Origin of the sequence: Pseudomonas syringae group sp. J309-1 (assembly GCF_032582135.1) — a bacterium.
GTDB classification, from domain to species: domain Bacteria; phylum Pseudomonadota; class Gammaproteobacteria; order Pseudomonadales; family Pseudomonadaceae; genus Aquipseudomonas; species Aquipseudomonas quasicaspiana.
This window is the reverse complement of record NZ_JAWHNU010000027.1, coordinates 56,595-72,375: the sequence shown is the minus strand read 5'-3', so window position 1 is coordinate 72,375 and position 15,781 is coordinate 56,595. Positions and strand designations below refer to the sequence as shown.

Genomic DNA, 15,781 nt, shown 5'->3' with positions numbered 1-15,781 from the left:
TATTCGGGAAGGCGGCATTCCAGTCGATAAACAGGCTGCGGATGTACCGGCCTCTTCGCGAATGAATTCGCTCCCACACGTGTGTTTGCAGGCAAATATAGAATCTCCCACGGTGTTTCGTGATTGGCTCGAAAACGACCGCTCAGCCCCCTTCATCAAACTGTCACGTAACTGTGGCAGCGCGCTTTGCAAAACTTCATCACACTCGCTGCCTACTGGGGATCTGTTTGTCGGTGTTTCTTAATGCGCGTTCTTCTTTTTCTGGCCGCACTTTTGTGCGGCTTGCCGTCTTTTGCGGCCTCCAAATGTGATGTCAATGTTCCTGTGCAGATAGCCGCGCTCAAAGAAGTGCGGCTCGCCTATCAGAGTATCGGCAGCGAATCCGACCCTGCGTTGCTGCTGGTCATGGGGCTGGGTGGTCAGTTGATTCACTGGCCTGACGAAGTCGTGGCTGCTCTGTGTCAGCAGGGTTATCGGGTCATTCGCTATGACAACCGTGACGTCGGTCTGTCGACCTGGAACGCTCCGCCAGCCAACGCTAACCTCGCCTATGAAGTGCTGCGCTACAAGTTGGGCTTGCAAGTGTCTGCACCGTATTCATTGACCGACATGGCTGACGATGCGCTGGGGCTGATGGATGCCCTGCAGATTCGCCAGTTTCATGTATTAGGCGCGAGCATGGGCGGCATGATTGCGCAGCATCTGGCGGATCTCGCACCGCAGCGCGTCGAGAGCCTGACCCTGATCATGACCAGCTCCGGAGCGCAGGGTTTACCGATGCCCAATCCCGCATTGCTACAGTTGCTGGCCAAGCGTGGTGCGCCTAATCGCGAAGCTGCGCTGGAGCAACAGGCTGATTTGCTTGCGGCGCTGGGCAGTCCGGAGGTCAAAGATGATCGCGCTATGCTGTTGCAACAGGCCGCTGCGTCCTACGACCGGGCCTTCAACCCTGAAGGCGTAAAGCGCCAGATACTGGCGATTCTCGCTGAGCCGAGCCGGGTGGAGCTGCTTGACCGTCTTCGTCTACCGGTGCTGGTGGTGCACGGCACCGCCGATCCGCTATTGCCGGTCATGCACGGTGTGCATGTGGCGGCGCACATTCGCGGTAGCCAGTTGCGGTTGATTCCAGGCTTGGCGCACCGTTTTCAGGAAGCCTTCAAAGCGCCCTTGCTGGCGGCCGTCTTGCCTTACTTACGTGCGCAGCACGACGACGGTCGCAACATGGCTCAGCTTTGAACAACCTCCCGACTTAGGCGTATCGTGGTGGCTTTCTTTATCCAGAGAGAGCCTGCCATGAGCACTCCGCTAAAAATCGATTTCGTTTCCGATGTGTCCTGCCCCTGGTGCGTGGTCGGCCTGCGAGCCTTGAACGACGCCCTGGCTGAGCTGGGCGATGAAGTGCGCGCACAGATTCATTTCCAGCCTTTTGAGCTGAACCCGAACATGCCTCCTGAAGGGCAGGACCTGAACGAGCACATCTTCGAGAAATACGGTTCGACGCCTGAACAGTCTGCCGCCAACCGGGAAAATATTCGTCAGCGTGGGGCCGAGCTAGGCTTCACTTTCACTCAGGGTAACCGCCGCATCTACAACACGTTTGACGCCCATCGGCTGCTGCATTGGGCCGAGCTTGAAGGCAAGCAAAAAGCGTTGAAGGAAGCATTGTTCGCGGCTTATTTCACAGACCTTGCTGATCCGTCCAGCCATCGCGTGTTGGCTGATGTTGCGCAGAAAGTCGGCCTTGATCGAGTGCGTGCAGAGGCGATTCTGAGCAGCGATCAATTTGCCGCCGAAGTCCGCGAGCAAGAGCAATTGTGGGTTTCACGAGGCATCAGCTCGGTGCCGACGATTGTCTTCAATGACCAATATGCAGTATCGGGCGGGCAGCCGGTTGAGGTGTTTGTGGGTGCCATTCGTCAGATAGTGAGTGAGGGGAAATAACCGGATATTCGCAATAGATACTTTGGGATCTATATCGGTAGGAGCGAATTTATTCGCGAAAGGGCTGGTCTGGTCGACAGAGTTTCTGTCCTGTATGCCACCGCCTTCGCGAATGAATTCGCTCCCACACACATAAACTCTGGTTTCCTCCGTGAAATAAATGTTGCCGACCAAGGCAGCTTTCGGTTATCACTTTGTACATGATTAGACATGTCCGATTTGATAAAAAACAACGCGTAGTGGATGAGCTTGCACGACGCATCGAATGTGGCCAACTGGAGTCGGGCAATCTTTTGCCGGGCGAGCATCTGCTGGCGCAGGAATTCGATGTCAGTCGCGGCACGTTGCGTGAAGCCCTCGCCGAACTCAAACGACGCAATTACATCGCCACCCAGTCGGGTGTAGGTTCGATTGTGACCTACGACGGCATCAGCCTCGATCAGCGCAGCGGCTGGGCGCAGGCGTTGGCTGATACCGGAGCGAGGGTTACTACCGAAATCCTGCGCGTCGTGCAGGTCGAGCGGGCAGACCTGCACAGCCGGTTTGGCACCGTCCACTTCATCGCCATTGACCGTCGGCGCAGCGCTGCCGATGGCAGCGTGGTTTCCCTTGAACGGGCGTTGGTCCCGGCTATCGAAGGGCTGGAAAACCTGCCCGACACCGGCTTGATCGAGGACTCCCTGACCATCACGCTGGCGGCTCACGGCTTCGTCGGTGATCGTGGTGATCAATGGATCGGCGCCGAGCCGCTGAGCTCCGACGATGCGATGTTAATGATGCGCAAGCCGGGCAGCGTTTTCCTCAAGGCCATCCGTACAACTTACGATCGACAAGAGCGCTTCATGGAGCACGTGGAGAGCCTGCTGGACCCGGTGCATTTCAGGATGCATCTGGCGTTCGGAGGTCAGTCATGAGCCTTGTCGACACAACCGATCGCGCCTTGGGGGCGTTCTACGGGCTGGCCTTGGGCGATGCCCTGGGCATGCCGACCCAATCGTTGAGTCGTGCTCAGATCGAGGCGCGTTTCGGTCGAATCCTGACCTTGATGGCCGCCGATGCTGATCAACCCATTGCGCCGAATATGCCCGCAGGGTCAATCACCGATGACACCGAGCAGGCTGTATTGGTCGGCGAATTGCTGGTGGCTGGGGCCGGGCGCATCAACCCTTCTGATCTGGCTCAAAGCCTGATCGACTGGGAAGCGGTGATGCAGGCCAAGGGGTCACAGGATCTGCTGGGCCCTTCCACCAAGCGCGCCATCGAAATGATTCTTGCGGGTCACAGCCCTGAAGAGTCAGGCCGGTTTGGCACCACCAACGGTGCCGCGATGCGTATCACCCCGGTGGGCATTGCCGCCAACATTGCCGACCCGCAGCGGTTTATTGCTTCGGTAGTCCAGGCCTGTCAGGTCACCCATAACACCACCCTTGGGATTTCCAGTGCTGCTGCAGTGGCCGGTGCCGTTTCCGCCGGGATCAACGGTGCGAGCCTGAGCGATGCGCTGAAGCTCGGCATCGTCGCCGCCAAACTGGGCGAGCAGCACGGTCATTGGGTCGCGGGCGGGCGCGTCGGGGCACGTATCGAATGGGCGCAACAGTTGTGCGCCGATTGCGATAACGAGGCACTGCCGGATTTGCTCTACGACGTGATCGGCACCTCGGTGGCGTCACAGGAATCGGTGGTCGCAGCCTTCGCTCTGGCGCAGCAAGTCGCAGTGGATCGTTTGTCGGCATTTGAAGCGCTGTGCATGGCAGCCAGCCTCGGCGGCGACACCGACACCATCGCGGCGATTCTCGGCGCAATTCTGGGTGCCAGTCAGGGTTTGCGAGCCTGGCCACCGGTGCTGATTGATCAGGTCAAACGCGTTAACGGGCTGGAGCTGACGGCTCTGGTCGAGGGACTGCTGGCCTTGCGTTCAGCCTGAGTTTGCTGATGTGAAGAATGTTGACGCCGCGCGGGCAACCGTTGTGGCGCCAGGCATCCGGCTGTCCCGACAGCCACACATGACACGGACGTGTTACTGATTCCGCACTGCCCACAACCAAAATAATCGGCACTGGAGCTAGGCTCATGACTTCATCAAGCAGCACACAAAGCGCAGGACAACTGGAAACCCGCGGCATTGAGCCGGTCCCGGAAAGCGAATGCAATGGCCATCCGTTGCAGCTGTTCTGGGTGTGGTTTGCCGCCAACATCAGCATCCTCGGTTTGCCTTTGGGTGCGACGTTGGTGGCGTTCCGGGGGTTGTCGATCTGGCAGGCAATCATTGTGGCGATTCTCGGTGCGGCGGGATCGTTTGCGGTAGTCGGGGTGATCTCCATCGCCGGTCGCCGTGGACGTGCGCCGAGCCTGACGTTGTCCCGCGCCATCTTCGGTGTGCGCGGCAATATTGGTCCGACCATCGTTTCGCTGATGTCGCGCCTGGGCTGGGAAACGGTCAACACCACGACGGCAGCTTTCGTGCTGCTGTCGCTGTCCGCGATCCTGTTCGGCACTCCGGTTGAAGCGAAAAACACGCCGGCCCTGACCTTGGTGTTCATCGCTATTTTCGTGCTGATGACGCTGTGCGTTTCCGGCTTGGGCCACGCCACGTTGCTGGTTATCCAGAAGTGGGCGACTTACATCTTTGGCGCGCTGAACGTGGTGGTTGGCGGCTTCCTGATTGCCCATATCGACTGGAATGCTGTGTTCAGCGCGGCGCCTGCACCACTGAGCGCAATGATCATTGGCGTGGGCATCATGGCGGCAGGCACCGGCATCGGTTGGGCCAACGCCGGTGCGGACATGTCCCGCTATCAGCATCGCAGCGTCAAAGCCACGCGGCTGGTGGCCTCGGCGGCATTTGGTGCGGGGATTCCGCTGGTGTTGCTGATTACCCTTGGTGGGTTGTTGTCGGTGGGCAATGATCATCTGGCCTCGGCCACCGACCCGATCATCGCGATCCGCGAACTGTTGCCGAACTGGATGGCTGTGCCGTACCTGATTACTGCGTTTGGTGGCTTGCTGCTGTCGAATAACCTCTCCGTTTACTCGGCCGGTTTGACCACCTTGACCCTGGGTTTGAAGGTCAAACGGGTTCACGCTGTGATCGTCGATATCGTCGCGATTTTCATCGGCTCGATCTATTTCATGCTCATCGCCGAGAGCTTCTACGGCCCGTTCATTACCTTCATTTCGCTGCTGGCAGTGCCGACTACGGCGTGGGTCGGGATCTTTATTGTCGACCTCATTCATCGCCAGGTTTACTCGGGTAAAGACCTGATGGACGTATCGCCGAGCAGTGCTTACTGGTACAGCGGCGGCGTGGAGTGGCGTGCACTGGGAGCCTGGGCATCGGCGATCGTGCTGGGCTTCAGCTTTACCACCGTCGCCACTACCGCTGACAACGTGTTGTTCACCGGTTTCCTGTCCGACTCCTGGTTGGGTCATAACGGCCTGGGCTGGATCGTGACCTTCCTGGTGGCGGGTGGTGTCTATGGGATTCTGGGCGGTGCCCGTGATCGCCGAGCGTTTTCCGAAGAGGCCCAACATGCCCGCTAGATTGCTGCACACCGGCCAGGTCGTTGTCGACCTGGTCATGGCGCTGGACAAGCTGCCAGCTTCTGGCGGCGATGTGCTGGCCAGTTCCGCCCGGTTTGAAGCGGGTGGCGGTTTCAATGTCATGGCTGCGGCCCGGCGCAACGGCATGCCGGTGGTCTATCTGGGTCGCCATGGCAAAGGTCAGTTCGGTGATCTGGCGCGTCAGGCCATGACCGCCGAAGGTATTCAGTTCAGCGCTGCGTGCAGCGAGGAACAGGACACCGGGCTGTCCGTGGCACTGATCGAACCGTCAGCGGAGCGCTCGTTCATTTCTTACGTGGGGGCCGAAGGCGGTTTGTCGGCACAGGATTTGAATAGCGTGACGGTGCAAGCTGACGACTATGTTTACGTCAGTGGCTACAGCCTGTTGCACGAAGGCAAAGTGCAGAGCCTCCTGGATTGGCTGGGGTCGTTGCCGACCAGTGTGACCGTGGCGTTCGACCCGGGGCCGCTGGTGCATTCGCCCGATGCGCCGCAGGTCAGTGCGTTGCTGCCTCGGCTTGATCTGTGGAGCAGCAATTGCGAAGAGGCGTTGCGTTTTACTCAGTGTGAAGACATTGCCCAGGCGCTTGACCGGCTGGATGAGTTGCTGCCGGATGATGCCTTGATCGTGGTCCGCGACGGACCGAAAGGGTGCTGGGTTCGTCAGCATCGACAGACGCGGCATGTGGGCGGCTTTCCGGTCACAGCCATCGATACCAATGGCGCGGGTGATGCCCATGCGGGCGTGCTGCTGGCTAACCTTGCGGTGGGGCTTTCATGGGAACAGGCGGCCTTGCGGGCCAACGCTGCGGCGGCAATTGCCGTGACCCGTTGGGGCCCGGCGACATCGCCGGATACGCGGGAAGTAGAGGAGTTGGTCGCGCGATCCCGGTAGGAGCGAATTTATTCGCGAAGAGGCCGGTACAGTCGACCCATGTCTGTCGTTTGGGAAACCGCTTTCGCGAATGAATTCGCTCCCACAGGGCGCCGGGGCCATAGGACGTTTTTGTCCTTCAACCATGAAATCTCACCCACAACGTCACCAGCAACGTCGCCGCCACCAGCCAGGCAACGGCGGCCAATGCGAGTGACACCTCCAGCCGCCAGCGGTCCACCAGCAGGTACAGGGCCGCCAGATAGACAAAGTAGGGAATGATCGACCACATGCCAAACAGGATGGTGGTCTTGAGGTCGTCCAGAGAACGACCTTTGCCAACGATGTAATGAGCGATCAAGGCGAAAGTCGGGAACAGCGGCACCAGGCCTGCGATGTAGTAGTTTCTGGTCTTGGCCAGTGCGGCGAGAATGACCACGACGGCTGCGCCGATCAGGGCTTTGAACACTAGATCCACAGAATCCCCTTTCTAAAATTGAAATACACATGAACTGTAGGAGCCAACTTGTTGGCGAGGCGTCAGACCTGCGTGATCAGCAATTTCGCTTCGCCAACAAGTTGGCTCCTACAGGTCCGGGGTGATTATCCAAGCCCATACTTTTTGACCTTATCAAACAGCGTGGTCTTGGCCATGCCCAGCTCCTGGCTGGCCTGGCTCAGGTTGCCGCCGCTGCGTTGCAGGGCTTCGCTGAGCAGGTTTTTCTCGAAGGCTTCCACGGCTTCGGCGAAGCCCAGACTTTGAGGTTCTTCCGGGTTGGCGTTGGGTTTCTTGAAAGCGGGCAAGCCCAGGGCATAACGTTCGGCGACGTTACGCAACTCCCTTACGTTACCGGGCCAGTCGTGGCTCATCAGGCTCGATAACGTGTTCGGGTCCAGTTCTGGAGGCTCGCGATCAAAACGCAACGCGGACAACTGAAGGAAGTGTTCGAACAGTTGCAGGATGTCTTCACGACGCTCCCGCAACGGCGGCAGTTCAAGCGTGACCACGTTCAGCCGGTAGTACAGGTCGCTGCGGAACTGTCCGGCTTTGCTTTGCTCATCGAGGTCTGACTTGGTCGCGGCAATCACCCGGCAATCCACTTCGACACTCTGATTGGAGCCGAGGCGTTCCAGCGTTCGCTCCTGCAAAACCCGCAGCAGTTTGATCTGCAGGCTGATGGGCATGCTTTCCACTTCATCGAGAAACAGCGTGCCGTTATGCGCGTGTTCGATCTTGCCGATGCGTCGCTTGCCCGCGCCCGTGAAGGCGTTGGATTCATGGCCGAAGATTTCGGTTTCGAACAGGGTCTCCGGAAGGCCACCGCAGTTGAGCGCGACGAACTGGTGCTGATGACGACGACTGAAATCATGCAGGCAGCGGGCAACCAGCTCTTTACCGGTACCGGTTTCACCTTCGATCAGCACATTGGCTGAAGTGTCGGCAACGTTGGCAATCAGCGCGCGCAAGTTCTGCATGGCGGGGGAGCGGCCGATGATCTTGCCTTCAAGGGAGTCGCGTTCGGCCAGTTGCTTGCGCAATGACCAGACTTCCCGCGCCAGACCTCGCTGCTCAAGGGCGCGGCGGGTCACCTCCACCAGACGTTCAGGGGAGAAGGGTTTCTCCATGAAATCGTAAGCGCCGTCGCGCATGGCGTTGACTGCCATGGATATATCGCCATGACCGGTGATCAACACCACCGGCAGGCTGCGGTCACGCGCCTTGAGACGGCTGAGCAACTCCAGACCATCAATGCCTGGCAGACGAATATCACTGATCACGATTCCGGCAAAGTTATCGCCGATCCGCGCCAATGCTTCTTCGGCACTGCCCACGCCTTCGCTGGGAATGTCCTCCAGCGTCAGCGCCTGCTGGCAGCCGAGCAAGACGTGAGGGTCGTCTTCGACGATGAGTACGGTCAGGTCAGTGGTCATTTTGGGGGCTCATCGGAATGCGGGCATAAGAAACGGCAGGGGCTACGCGGTAGGAGCGCGCTTGCCCGCGATAGCGTCAGGTCAGCCGATACGGATGTCGAGTAAAGGGCCCCATCGCGGGCAAGCGCGCTCCTACAGATCGTCATGGCCCTTTCACCACCGGCAACCACAACACAAACTCGGTACCGCCACTCTCCGGCTGTTCAGCGCTCAGGCTACCACCGGTTGCTGCTGCGAGGCTGGCGGAGAGGGTGAGGCCCAGTCCCAGACCTTGCTCGCCGGGTTTGGTGGTGAAGAACGGTTCAAACAGATGCTTGCGGGTTTCGTCGTCTATGCCGTGGCCGTTGTCTCGAACCCGCAAGCAGTAACGGCCTTCGATCACCGAGCCTTCAAGCCAGATTTCCGGCAGGGGCTGAGCGTGCATGGCGTCCAGAGCGTTGCCAATCAGGTTGACCAGAATCTGCTCGAGGCGAGTCTGATCAATCATTAGTTCGGCGTCGGCATAGCGCTGGTGCAGTTCAAGGGAAAAATTTTCCAGGCGTGGGGTCAACAACTGCAGTGCAGCATCGACGGCTTTGCTGAGTCTGGCCTGACCCTTGTCATCTCCACGGCGGGCGAACGCGCGCAGGCTGGCGGTGATACGGCCCATGCGGTCGACCAGATCGTTGATGGTGCGCAAGTTGGTGCTGGCGGTATCCAGCGCGCCCCGTTCGAGGAAGCGCACGGTGTTGCCGGACAAGGTACGCAGTGCAGCCAGCGGTTGATTCAGTTCGTGGGCAATGCTGGTGGACATCTGCCCGATAGCCGCCAGTTTGCCCGCCTGAACCAGTTCGTCCTGTGCCTTGCGCAAGGTGTCTTCAGCTTGCCGACGTTCGCGGATCTGACCCTTGAGGCGTTCGTTACTGGCACGCAAGTGCTCGGTGCGCTCGGCGATCTTGCGCTCCAGCTCGTCATTGGCCGCTTGCAGGGCTTCACGTGCGGCGAGGCGGGTTGAAAGCACTTTGCGCCGTTCATTCCAGGCGATTAGCAGAAACGCGACTAATGCGCAGGCCACTGCGACCAGCATGCCCTGACTGCCAGCTTCACGGCGCAGGTCTTCGAGTGGGGTCAAGAGTGTCAGGTGCCAGGGCGTGTCGCTCAACTGGCGTGTCTGGGCCAGATAGCTGACCTGTTTGTGTTCAAGATCGACGCTGACATTGGCCGGGAAGGTCAGCTTCTCCACACCCTCCGAAAGCAACTCGCGCTCCAGCGGCACCAGCTCGTTGAGCGGCCACCAGTAATATTGCAGGCTGCGTGCCAGACGTTCTTTGATTTCCGGCGTGAGTGGGCGTACTGATTTCAGACGTCGGGCCGGGTCGCTGGAAAGAATAATGATGCCGTTCTCATCGCTGACGAAGGCTTCCAGTCGTGCACGTTGCCAGCGCTGCTCCAGGGCTTCGAGTTGCACTTTGATCACCGCGACGCCGACGATCTTGCCTTTCTCTTCCAGACCGTGCGCCAGGTAATAACCGGGCTCACCGGTGGTACTGCCGATGCCGTAGAAGCGTCCCGGCAAACCCCGCACCGCATCCTGAAAATAAGCCCGGAATGACAGGTCTTCACCCAGATAACTGTCGGCATCGCGCCAGTTGCTGGTGGCAAGTACCCGGCCGGAGGTATCGAGTACGTAAATTGCCCGGCTACGGCTGCGGCGATTCAGGCCTTCAAGGTAATCGTTGACCTCGCTGCGCAGCTCGGGAGTAGGGTCGTTGAGCAGGGCTGAGACGCTGGACTCCAGCTCCAGCACGCTGGGCAAATAAGTGTATTTGTTGATTTCACTTTCGAGGGTGCGGGCGTGCAGCTCAAGCTGACGTTCGCCGCTCTCGCTGAGGGTTTTGATGCCGTAGTGTTCGCTGATCAAATAGGCGACGTAGCCCAGGCCGAACATCAGCACGATGATCAATGGCGGCAGAAACAGGTGGCGAATCAGACGGGGTTTCACGGCAAGTGATGGCGGCGCGGCGCGATAAAGATTGGGGTCGCATTTCATCACAGTCGTCCTGAGCCGAACAGCGGCCCGACGCTTCAAAGCGCCGAGCCGCTGTCGAGTCTCACTTAATGCTGAAGAATTTTAGCGAGGAACTGCTGCGCACGTTCGGAACGGGCGCTGACATCACCGAAAAACTCTTCTTTCTCACAGTCTTCAACGATTTGTCCCTGATCCATGAAGATCACGCGGTTGGCCACTTTACGGGCGAAGCCCATTTCGTGGGTCACGCACATCATGGTCATGCCTTCCTGAGCCAGCTGCACCATTACGTCGAGCACTTCGTTGACCATTTCCGGATCGAGCGCCGAGGTCGGTTCGTCGAACAGCATGACGATCGGGTCCATGGCCAGTGCCCGGGCAATCGCTACACGCTGTTGCTGACCGCCGGACAATTGGCCCGGATGCTTGTTGGCGTGGGCCGACAGACCTACACGATCCAGCAGCTTCAGGCCTTTTTCAGTCGCTTCTTCCTTGCTGCGCCCCAGCACTTTGATCTGCGCAATGGTCAGGTTTTCAACGATGCTCAGGTGTGGGAACAGTTCGAAATGCTGGAACACCATGCCAACCCGGGAGCGCAATTGCGGCAGGTTGGTTTTAGGGTTGGCAATCGAAGTACCGTCCACGGTGATGTCGCCTTTCTGGAACGGTTCCAGGGCGTTCACGCATTTGATCAGAGTCGATTTGCCGGAGCCCGACGGGCCGCAGACCACGACCACTTCGCCTTTTTTGACCTCGGTGCTGCAATCAGTCAGCACCTGGAAGTCGCCATACCACTTGTTAACGTTTTTGATGGAAATCATACGGCGAACCTTTTTTGCAGACGCTTCACCAGCAACGAGGCGGCAAAGCTGATCGTGAAGTACACCAGACCGGCGATGATCAGGAACTCATTGGCGCGGCCAATGATGTCGCCACTGGCCCGCGAGGCGTTGAGGAAGTCCACCAGGCCTACGGTGTAAACCAGCGAGGTGTCCTGAAACAGGATGATGCTTTGCTGGAGCAACAGCGGGGTCATCTTGCGAAAGGCCTGAGGCAGGATGATCAACCGCATCATCTGCCCGTAGGTCATGCCCAGCGCTTGCGCTGCGCCCATCTGGCCCTTGGAAATCGACTGCACACCGGCACGAACGATTTCGCAGAAGTAGGCCGCCTCGAACATCATGAATGCGATGACGCAGGAGGTGAACGCACCGATGGGCGTGTCTTCGCCGGTGATCCAGCGCAGCACGAACGGCACCGCCAGATAGAACCAGGTGATGACCAGCAGCAGCGGAATGGAGCGGAAATAGTTGACGTAAGCACCGGCCACGTTGGCCAGCAGCTTGCTCGACGACAAGCGCATCAAAGCCAGAAGGGTGCCCAGCACCAGACCGCCGATGATGCCCATGACCATCAGTTGCAGGGTCATGACCATGCCGTTCCACATGCCGGGAATGGCCTGAACGACTCCAGAGAAGTCCATATCCATTATTTGCCCCCCAGGGAGATCAGTCCGGGCACAGCGACTTTCTTCTCGACCAGGCGCATCAGCAACATCAGGCTCATGTTCAGGGTGAAGTAGATCAGTGTCGCCAGGGTGAAAGCTTCGAACAGGTTGGCGGAGAACTCGGCGGTCTGTTTAGTCTGCGCGAGCAATTCCATCAGGCCGATCAACGACGCCACCGACGAGTTCTTGAACACGTTGAGGAATTCGGAGGTGAGCGGTGGAATGATGATCCGGTAAGCCTGTGGCAGCAGCACGTTCCAGTAGATCTGCGGCAGTCTGAAGCCCATGGCGCGAGCAGCAGATTCCTGGCCGCGAGGCAACGCTTCGATACCGGTGCGCACTTGTTCACACACCCGTGCAGCAGTAAACAGACCCAGGCAGACGATCACGCTGAGGAACGCGGAAGTCGTCGGGTTCAGGTCTTGCTTGTACCACTCCTGCATGCCTTCGGGCAGCAGATCCGGCACCAGGAAGTACCAGATGAACAGCTGCACCAGCAGCGGCACATTACGGAAGATTTCCACGTAGACCGTGGCAATACCAGCAACTATACGGTTCGGTACGGTACGCATGACACCGAGCACGGAGCCCAGCAGCAAGGCGATGATCCAGGCAACGACAGCGATAGCGATAGTCCAGCCCAGACCTGAGATGTACCAGTCCAGATAGGTTTCGCTGCCGACGCCAGTGGACCTGAAGAAAACGCTCCAGTCCCAGTTGTAATTCATCAGGGTCTCCCCTCTGATCGATCCAGATGCATGCACGGCATCCTGAAACCGCACGGTGCGGTCTCAGGCTGTTTTATTGACGAGTGGGTAATCGGCGCTTAGGCCTTTTTGTCGTCTGCCGCTTTGTCGGTCGGTTCGGCGATCAGTTTTTTCAGCTCGTCGCTCATCGGGAAGTTCAGGTTCAGGCCTTTTGGCGGGATTGGAGCCTGGAACCACTTTTCGTAGATCTTGTTGATCTCGCCCGATTTGTAGGTCGCAACGATGGCGTCATCGACGGCTTTCTTGAACGGCTCATCGCCTTTACGCACCATGCAGCCGTAGATTTCGTACGACTGAGGGGTACCGGTTACAGCCCAGTCAGTCGGCTTCTTGGCCTTGGCCATTTCACCGGCCAGCAAGGCGTCGTCCATCATGAATGCCACTGCACGACCCGATTCCAGCATCTGGAAGGATTCGCCGTGGTCTTTGGCCGAGATCACGTTCATGCCCATTTGCTTGTCAGCGTTCATGGACTTGAGGATGCGCTCGGACGTGGTGCCCGCGGTGGTCACGACGTTCTTGCCTTTCAGGTTATCGAAATCCTTGTATTCCGAAGTTGCTTTGGACAACAGACGGGTACCGATTTCGAAGATGCCGACCGAGAAGTCGACCTGTTGCTGGCGCTCAACGTTGTTGGTGGTCGAACCACATTCAACGTCGACGGTGCCGTTCTGCACCAGCGGGATACGCGTTTGCGAAGTGACCAGGTTGTACTTGACCTTAAGGTCCGGCATGTCCAGGTCTTTCTTGATGGCTTCAACGATTTTCAGCTGGATGTCGTGGGAGTAACCCACCGGCACGCCGGAAGCATCAGCGATGTAGGAGAAAGGGATCGAAGCGTCGCGGTGACCGAGGGTGATGGTGCCGGACTCTTTGATTTTCTTCAGGGTGCCGGTCAATTCGGCGGCAGAAACTGGAGAGCTGATCAGAGCAGCAGCGATTGCTGCGCCCAGAAGATGGGGAACGATGCGCATCGGTTATACCTCGAATTATTTTTTTTATGGGGCCTGCTACCTGGCGGCCGCCTCTTCGGTCCATGCTTCAACGGCGGCCGACAGAAGACAGGCTACGGTCGAAGCAATCGACTGCTTATTACAGAGCAGGAGGCGTGCCAAGCTGGTTTATAGAGGTTAACTGGCTGATTTATAAGAGGATAAATCCGGGTGTGATCCAGGCGGGGGAGAGGCCGGCGTCCGGGATGCCGAACTAATGGGGGAGAGGTGTTCGGAAATCCGAATGGGGCAATGGCGGTAGAAATGCAGAACCCGTGGGAGCGAATTCATTCGCGAAGGGGGCAGTCCACAAAACATCCGGGTCTGACACACCGCATTCGCGAATGAATTCGCTCCCACTGAGGCCTTTATTTGCTGTGCACGAGCGCTGTGTCAGTGACAAGCAAAGGAGCAGCGGCAGCACCTATCAAAGCCGCTGCAAAAGCACCTTTGTTACGCGCCACAGTGTCCAGATACTGCTGAACGCCTTCGCGCTCCTCAGCGGTCATGAACAGGCCGAGTTTGCTGCGGCGCCACAGAATGTCATCAGCAGTCGTTGCCCATTCGGTGCTGCACAGGTAGTCGACTTCCCGGGTGTACAAGCCCGCGCCCAAGTGATCGCCCAGATCGGCAATGCTCTGTACGCCTTCCAGCAGGCGCCAGGTGCGGCTCCCGTAAGTGCGAGACCAGCGTTGCGCGATTTCGCCTGGTAGCCAGCCAAAACGGCTGACCAACTGGTTGGCCAGCTCCGCCGGAGTGGTCATGTCTTCGCCACCGGGAAGACTGGATTTGGCTGTCCAGCTTGGCTTCATCTGCTTGAAGAACGGAGCCAGTTGCGCCATCGCCGACTCTGCCAGCTTGCGATAGGTGGTCAGCTTGCCGCCGAACACCGACAGGATTGGTGCTTCATCAGCACCACCTGACAGCGACAGGGTGTAGTCGCGGGTGATGGCTGAAGGGTTGTCAGACTCGTCGTTGCACAGCGGACGAACGCCGGACCATGTGCTGAGAACGTCATCGCGGCTCAGTTGCTTCTTGAAGTGGTCGTTGGCCACTTTAAGCATGTAGTCCATCTCGCCGTCGGTGATCTCGACCTTGTTCGGGTCGCCTTGGTACTCGCGATCCGTGGTGCCGACGATGGTGAAGCGCTCCATGTAAGGAATTGCGAACACGATGCGCTGGTCTTCGTTCTGAAGGATGAACGCGTTTTCGCCCTCATACAGTTTCGGCACGATCAGGTGACTGCCCTGAATCAGGCGGATGCCGTACGGCGAATCCAGCTTCAGGTCGTCACGAATGAACTTGGCAACCCATGGGCCGGCAGCATTGACCAGCGCCTTGGCACGGATCGAAAACAGCGTGCCATCGGCGCGCTCCATGTGCAGGTGCCACAGGCCGTTGGTACGGCGGGCATTCAGGCAACGCGTCTGGGTGTGAATGTGCGCGCCTTGTTCACGGGCGGCCATGGCGTTGAGCACTACGAGACGGGCGTCGTCGACCCAGCAATCCGAATATTCGAAACCATGAGTGATGTTCGATTTCAGCGGGCTGTCGCTGCCGAAACGCAAGCTGCGCGAACCCGGCAGCTTCTCGCGCTTGCCCAGGTGGTCATAAAGGAACAGACCGGCGCGAATCATCCACGCAGGGCGCAAGTGTGGGCGGTGTGGCAGCACAAAGCGCATCGGCTTGACGATGTGTGGTGCCTTGGCCAACAGCACTTCACGTTCTGCCAATGCTTCACGCACCAGTCGGAATTCGTAATGTTCCAAGTAGCGCAGGCCACCGTGGATCAATTTGCTGCTGGCAGAAGAGGTATGGCTGGCCAGGTCGTCTTTTTCACACAGAAAAACTGACAGACCGCGACCGGAGGCATCCGCTGCGATCCCGACACCATTGATCCCACCACCGATGACGGCGATGTCATAGACCTCGGAAAGTGGCGGCGTAGACAGGTTGGAATGGGGCATCGGTGGCCTCCTGAGTTTATTGTTCGGATAACGAAATCGAACATTAATGTTCATTTCCGAAAATCATAGCTCAATAACGCAGGGGCTTCCAGTCAGTTATCATTGAAAATACTGATCGGGAAGTGAGAAAGGAACAAAAGTGAACATGGAAGGTGAGCGTAGGTCCCGTGGGAGCGAATTCATTCGCAAATGCTGCATTCCTGCCGACAAATGTCTATCGGATGGATGGGCC

At 58.4% G+C, this 15,781-nt stretch carries 14 protein-coding genes and 1 pseudogene; 7 read left to right on the top strand and 8 right to left on the bottom strand.

Going from position 1 to position 15,781, the window contains the following annotated elements; translation table 11 throughout:
- From RX972_RS16055 to RX972_RS16025, 7 genes are all read left to right on the top strand, one after another.
- Nucleotides 1-244 (top strand): hypothetical protein (locus RX972_RS16055; RefSeq protein ID WP_316876827.1); only part of this gene is annotated, 244 nt, incomplete at its 5' end.
- Nucleotides 244-1,236 carry an alpha/beta fold hydrolase gene (locus tag RX972_RS16050; protein ID WP_099270397.1) on the top strand — a complete coding sequence of 331 codons (993 nt, stop codon included), beginning with the start codon at nt 244-246 and terminating at the stop codon, nt 1,234-1,236. The genes RX972_RS16055 and RX972_RS16050, both read left to right, overlap by 1 nt.
- 57 nt (nt 1,237-1,293) lie before the next feature.
- Entirely contained in the window at nt 1,294-1,941 is a 648-nt protein-coding gene (locus RX972_RS16045; protein WP_316876826.1) for a DsbA family oxidoreductase, read from the top strand.
- A 200-nt stretch (nt 1,942-2,141) separates the two neighbouring features.
- Nucleotides 2,142-2,855: a GntR family transcriptional regulator gene (locus RX972_RS16040; RefSeq protein ID WP_049826996.1), complete on the top strand. Its 714-nt coding sequence runs from the start codon at nt 2,142-2,144 to the stop codon at nt 2,853-2,855.
- Nucleotides 2,852-3,865 carry an ADP-ribosylglycohydrolase family protein gene (locus RX972_RS16035; RefSeq protein ID WP_122703934.1) on the top strand — a complete coding sequence of 338 codons (1,014 nt, stop codon included), beginning with the start codon at nt 2,852-2,854 and terminating at the stop codon, nt 3,863-3,865. The genes RX972_RS16040 and RX972_RS16035 overlap by 4 nt, the downstream gene beginning before the upstream one ends.
- 146 nt (nt 3,866-4,011) lie before the next feature.
- Nucleotides 4,012-5,481: a purine-cytosine permease family protein gene (locus RX972_RS16030; RefSeq protein ID WP_316876822.1), complete on the top strand. Its 1,470-nt coding sequence runs from the start codon at nt 4,012-4,014 to the stop codon at nt 5,479-5,481.
- A complete protein-coding gene (locus tag RX972_RS16025; RefSeq protein ID WP_316876820.1) occupies nt 5,471-6,397 on the top strand; it encodes a PfkB family carbohydrate kinase in 927 nt (308 codons plus the stop codon). The genes RX972_RS16030 and RX972_RS16025 overlap by 11 nt, the downstream gene beginning before the upstream one ends.
- Nucleotides 6,398-6,515: 118 nt before the next feature.
- On the opposite strand, the gene RX972_RS16020 is transcribed toward RX972_RS16025, so the two are convergent.
- The 8 genes and pseudogenes from RX972_RS16020 to glpD form a co-directional block, all read right to left on the bottom strand.
- The gene (locus tag RX972_RS16020; protein WP_122703974.1) at nt 6,516-6,845 is read right to left on the bottom strand and encodes a GlpM family protein; all 330 of its coding nucleotides are present in this window, start codon (nt 6,843-6,845) and stop codon (nt 6,516-6,518) included.
- Between the two features lie 134 nt (nt 6,846-6,979).
- On the bottom strand, nt 6,980-8,308 hold the full coding sequence (locus RX972_RS16015) for a sigma-54-dependent transcriptional regulator (protein WP_027900771.1): 1,329 nt from the start codon (nt 8,306-8,308) through the stop codon (nt 6,980-6,982).
- 142 nt (nt 8,309-8,450) lie between these two features.
- Complete coding sequence (locus RX972_RS16010) at nt 8,451-10,337, bottom strand: sensor histidine kinase (RefSeq protein ID WP_231670567.1); 1,887 nt, start codon at nt 10,335-10,337, stop codon at nt 8,451-8,453.
- Between the two features lie 65 nt (nt 10,338-10,402).
- Complete coding sequence (locus RX972_RS16005; RefSeq protein ID WP_099270392.1) at nt 10,403-11,137, bottom strand: amino acid ABC transporter ATP-binding protein; 735 nt, start codon at nt 11,135-11,137, stop codon at nt 10,403-10,405.
- Complete coding sequence (locus RX972_RS16000; RefSeq protein WP_164581605.1) at nt 11,134-11,805, bottom strand: amino acid ABC transporter permease; 672 nt, start codon at nt 11,803-11,805, stop codon at nt 11,134-11,136. Before RX972_RS16000 ends, RX972_RS16005 begins: the two co-directional genes overlap by 4 nt.
- The gene (locus RX972_RS15995) at nt 11,805-12,551 is read right to left on the bottom strand and encodes an amino acid ABC transporter permease (protein ID WP_122703942.1); all 747 of its coding nucleotides are present in this window, start codon (nt 12,549-12,551) and stop codon (nt 11,805-11,807) included. The genes RX972_RS16000 and RX972_RS15995 overlap by 1 nt, the downstream gene beginning before the upstream one ends.
- A 98-nt stretch (nt 12,552-12,649) precedes the next feature.
- The gene (locus tag RX972_RS15990) at nt 12,650-13,564 is read right to left on the bottom strand and encodes a glutamate/aspartate ABC transporter substrate-binding protein (protein WP_099270390.1); all 915 of its coding nucleotides are present in this window, start codon (nt 13,562-13,564) and stop codon (nt 12,650-12,652) included.
- 449 nt (nt 13,565-14,013) lie between these two features.
- A pseudogene (gene glpD / locus RX972_RS15985) lies at nt 14,014-15,549 on the bottom strand (glycerol-3-phosphate dehydrogenase); the annotation flags it as partial.
- Between the last annotated feature and the right edge of the window lie 232 nt (nt 15,550-15,781).

What these genes read in the sequence shown, in the direction of transcription:
- RX972_RS16050 (WP_099270397.1), top strand. Translation starts at nt 244, where the DNA reads ATGCGCGTTCTTCTTTTTCTGGCCGCACTTTTGTGCGGCTTGCCGTCT.
- RX972_RS16045 (WP_316876826.1), top strand. Translation starts at nt 1,294, where the DNA reads ATGAGCACTCCGCTAAAAATCGATTTCGTTTCCGATGTGTCCTGCCCC.
- RX972_RS16040 (WP_049826996.1), top strand. Translation starts at nt 2,142, where the DNA reads ATGATTAGACATGTCCGATTTGATAAAAAACAACGCGTAGTGGATGAG.
- RX972_RS16035 (WP_122703934.1), top strand. Translation starts at nt 2,852, where the DNA reads ATGAGCCTTGTCGACACAACCGATCGCGCCTTGGGGGCGTTCTACGGG.
- RX972_RS16030 (WP_316876822.1), top strand. Translation starts at nt 4,012, where the DNA reads ATGACTTCATCAAGCAGCACACAAAGCGCAGGACAACTGGAAACCCGC.
- RX972_RS16025 (WP_316876820.1), top strand. Translation starts at nt 5,471, where the DNA reads ATGCCCGCTAGATTGCTGCACACCGGCCAGGTCGTTGTCGACCTGGTC.
- RX972_RS16015 (WP_027900771.1), bottom strand. Translation starts at nt 8,308, where the DNA reads ATGACCACTGACCTGACCGTACTCATCGTCGAAGACGACCCTCACGTC.
- RX972_RS16010 (WP_231670567.1), bottom strand. Translation starts at nt 10,337, where the DNA reads ATGAAATGCGACCCCAATCTTTATCGCGCCGCGCCGCCATCACTTGCC.
- RX972_RS16005 (WP_099270392.1), bottom strand. Translation starts at nt 11,137, where the DNA reads ATGATTTCCATCAAAAACGTTAACAAGTGGTATGGCGACTTCCAGGTG.
- RX972_RS16000 (WP_164581605.1), bottom strand. Translation starts at nt 11,805, where the DNA reads ATGGATATGGACTTCTCTGGAGTCGTTCAGGCCATTCCCGGCATGTGG.
- RX972_RS15995 (WP_122703942.1), bottom strand. Translation starts at nt 12,551, where the DNA reads ATGAATTACAACTGGGACTGGAGCGTTTTCTTCAGGTCCACTGGCGTC.
- RX972_RS15990 (WP_099270390.1), bottom strand. Translation starts at nt 13,564, where the DNA reads ATGCGCATCGTTCCCCATCTTCTGGGCGCAGCAATCGCTGCTGCTCTG.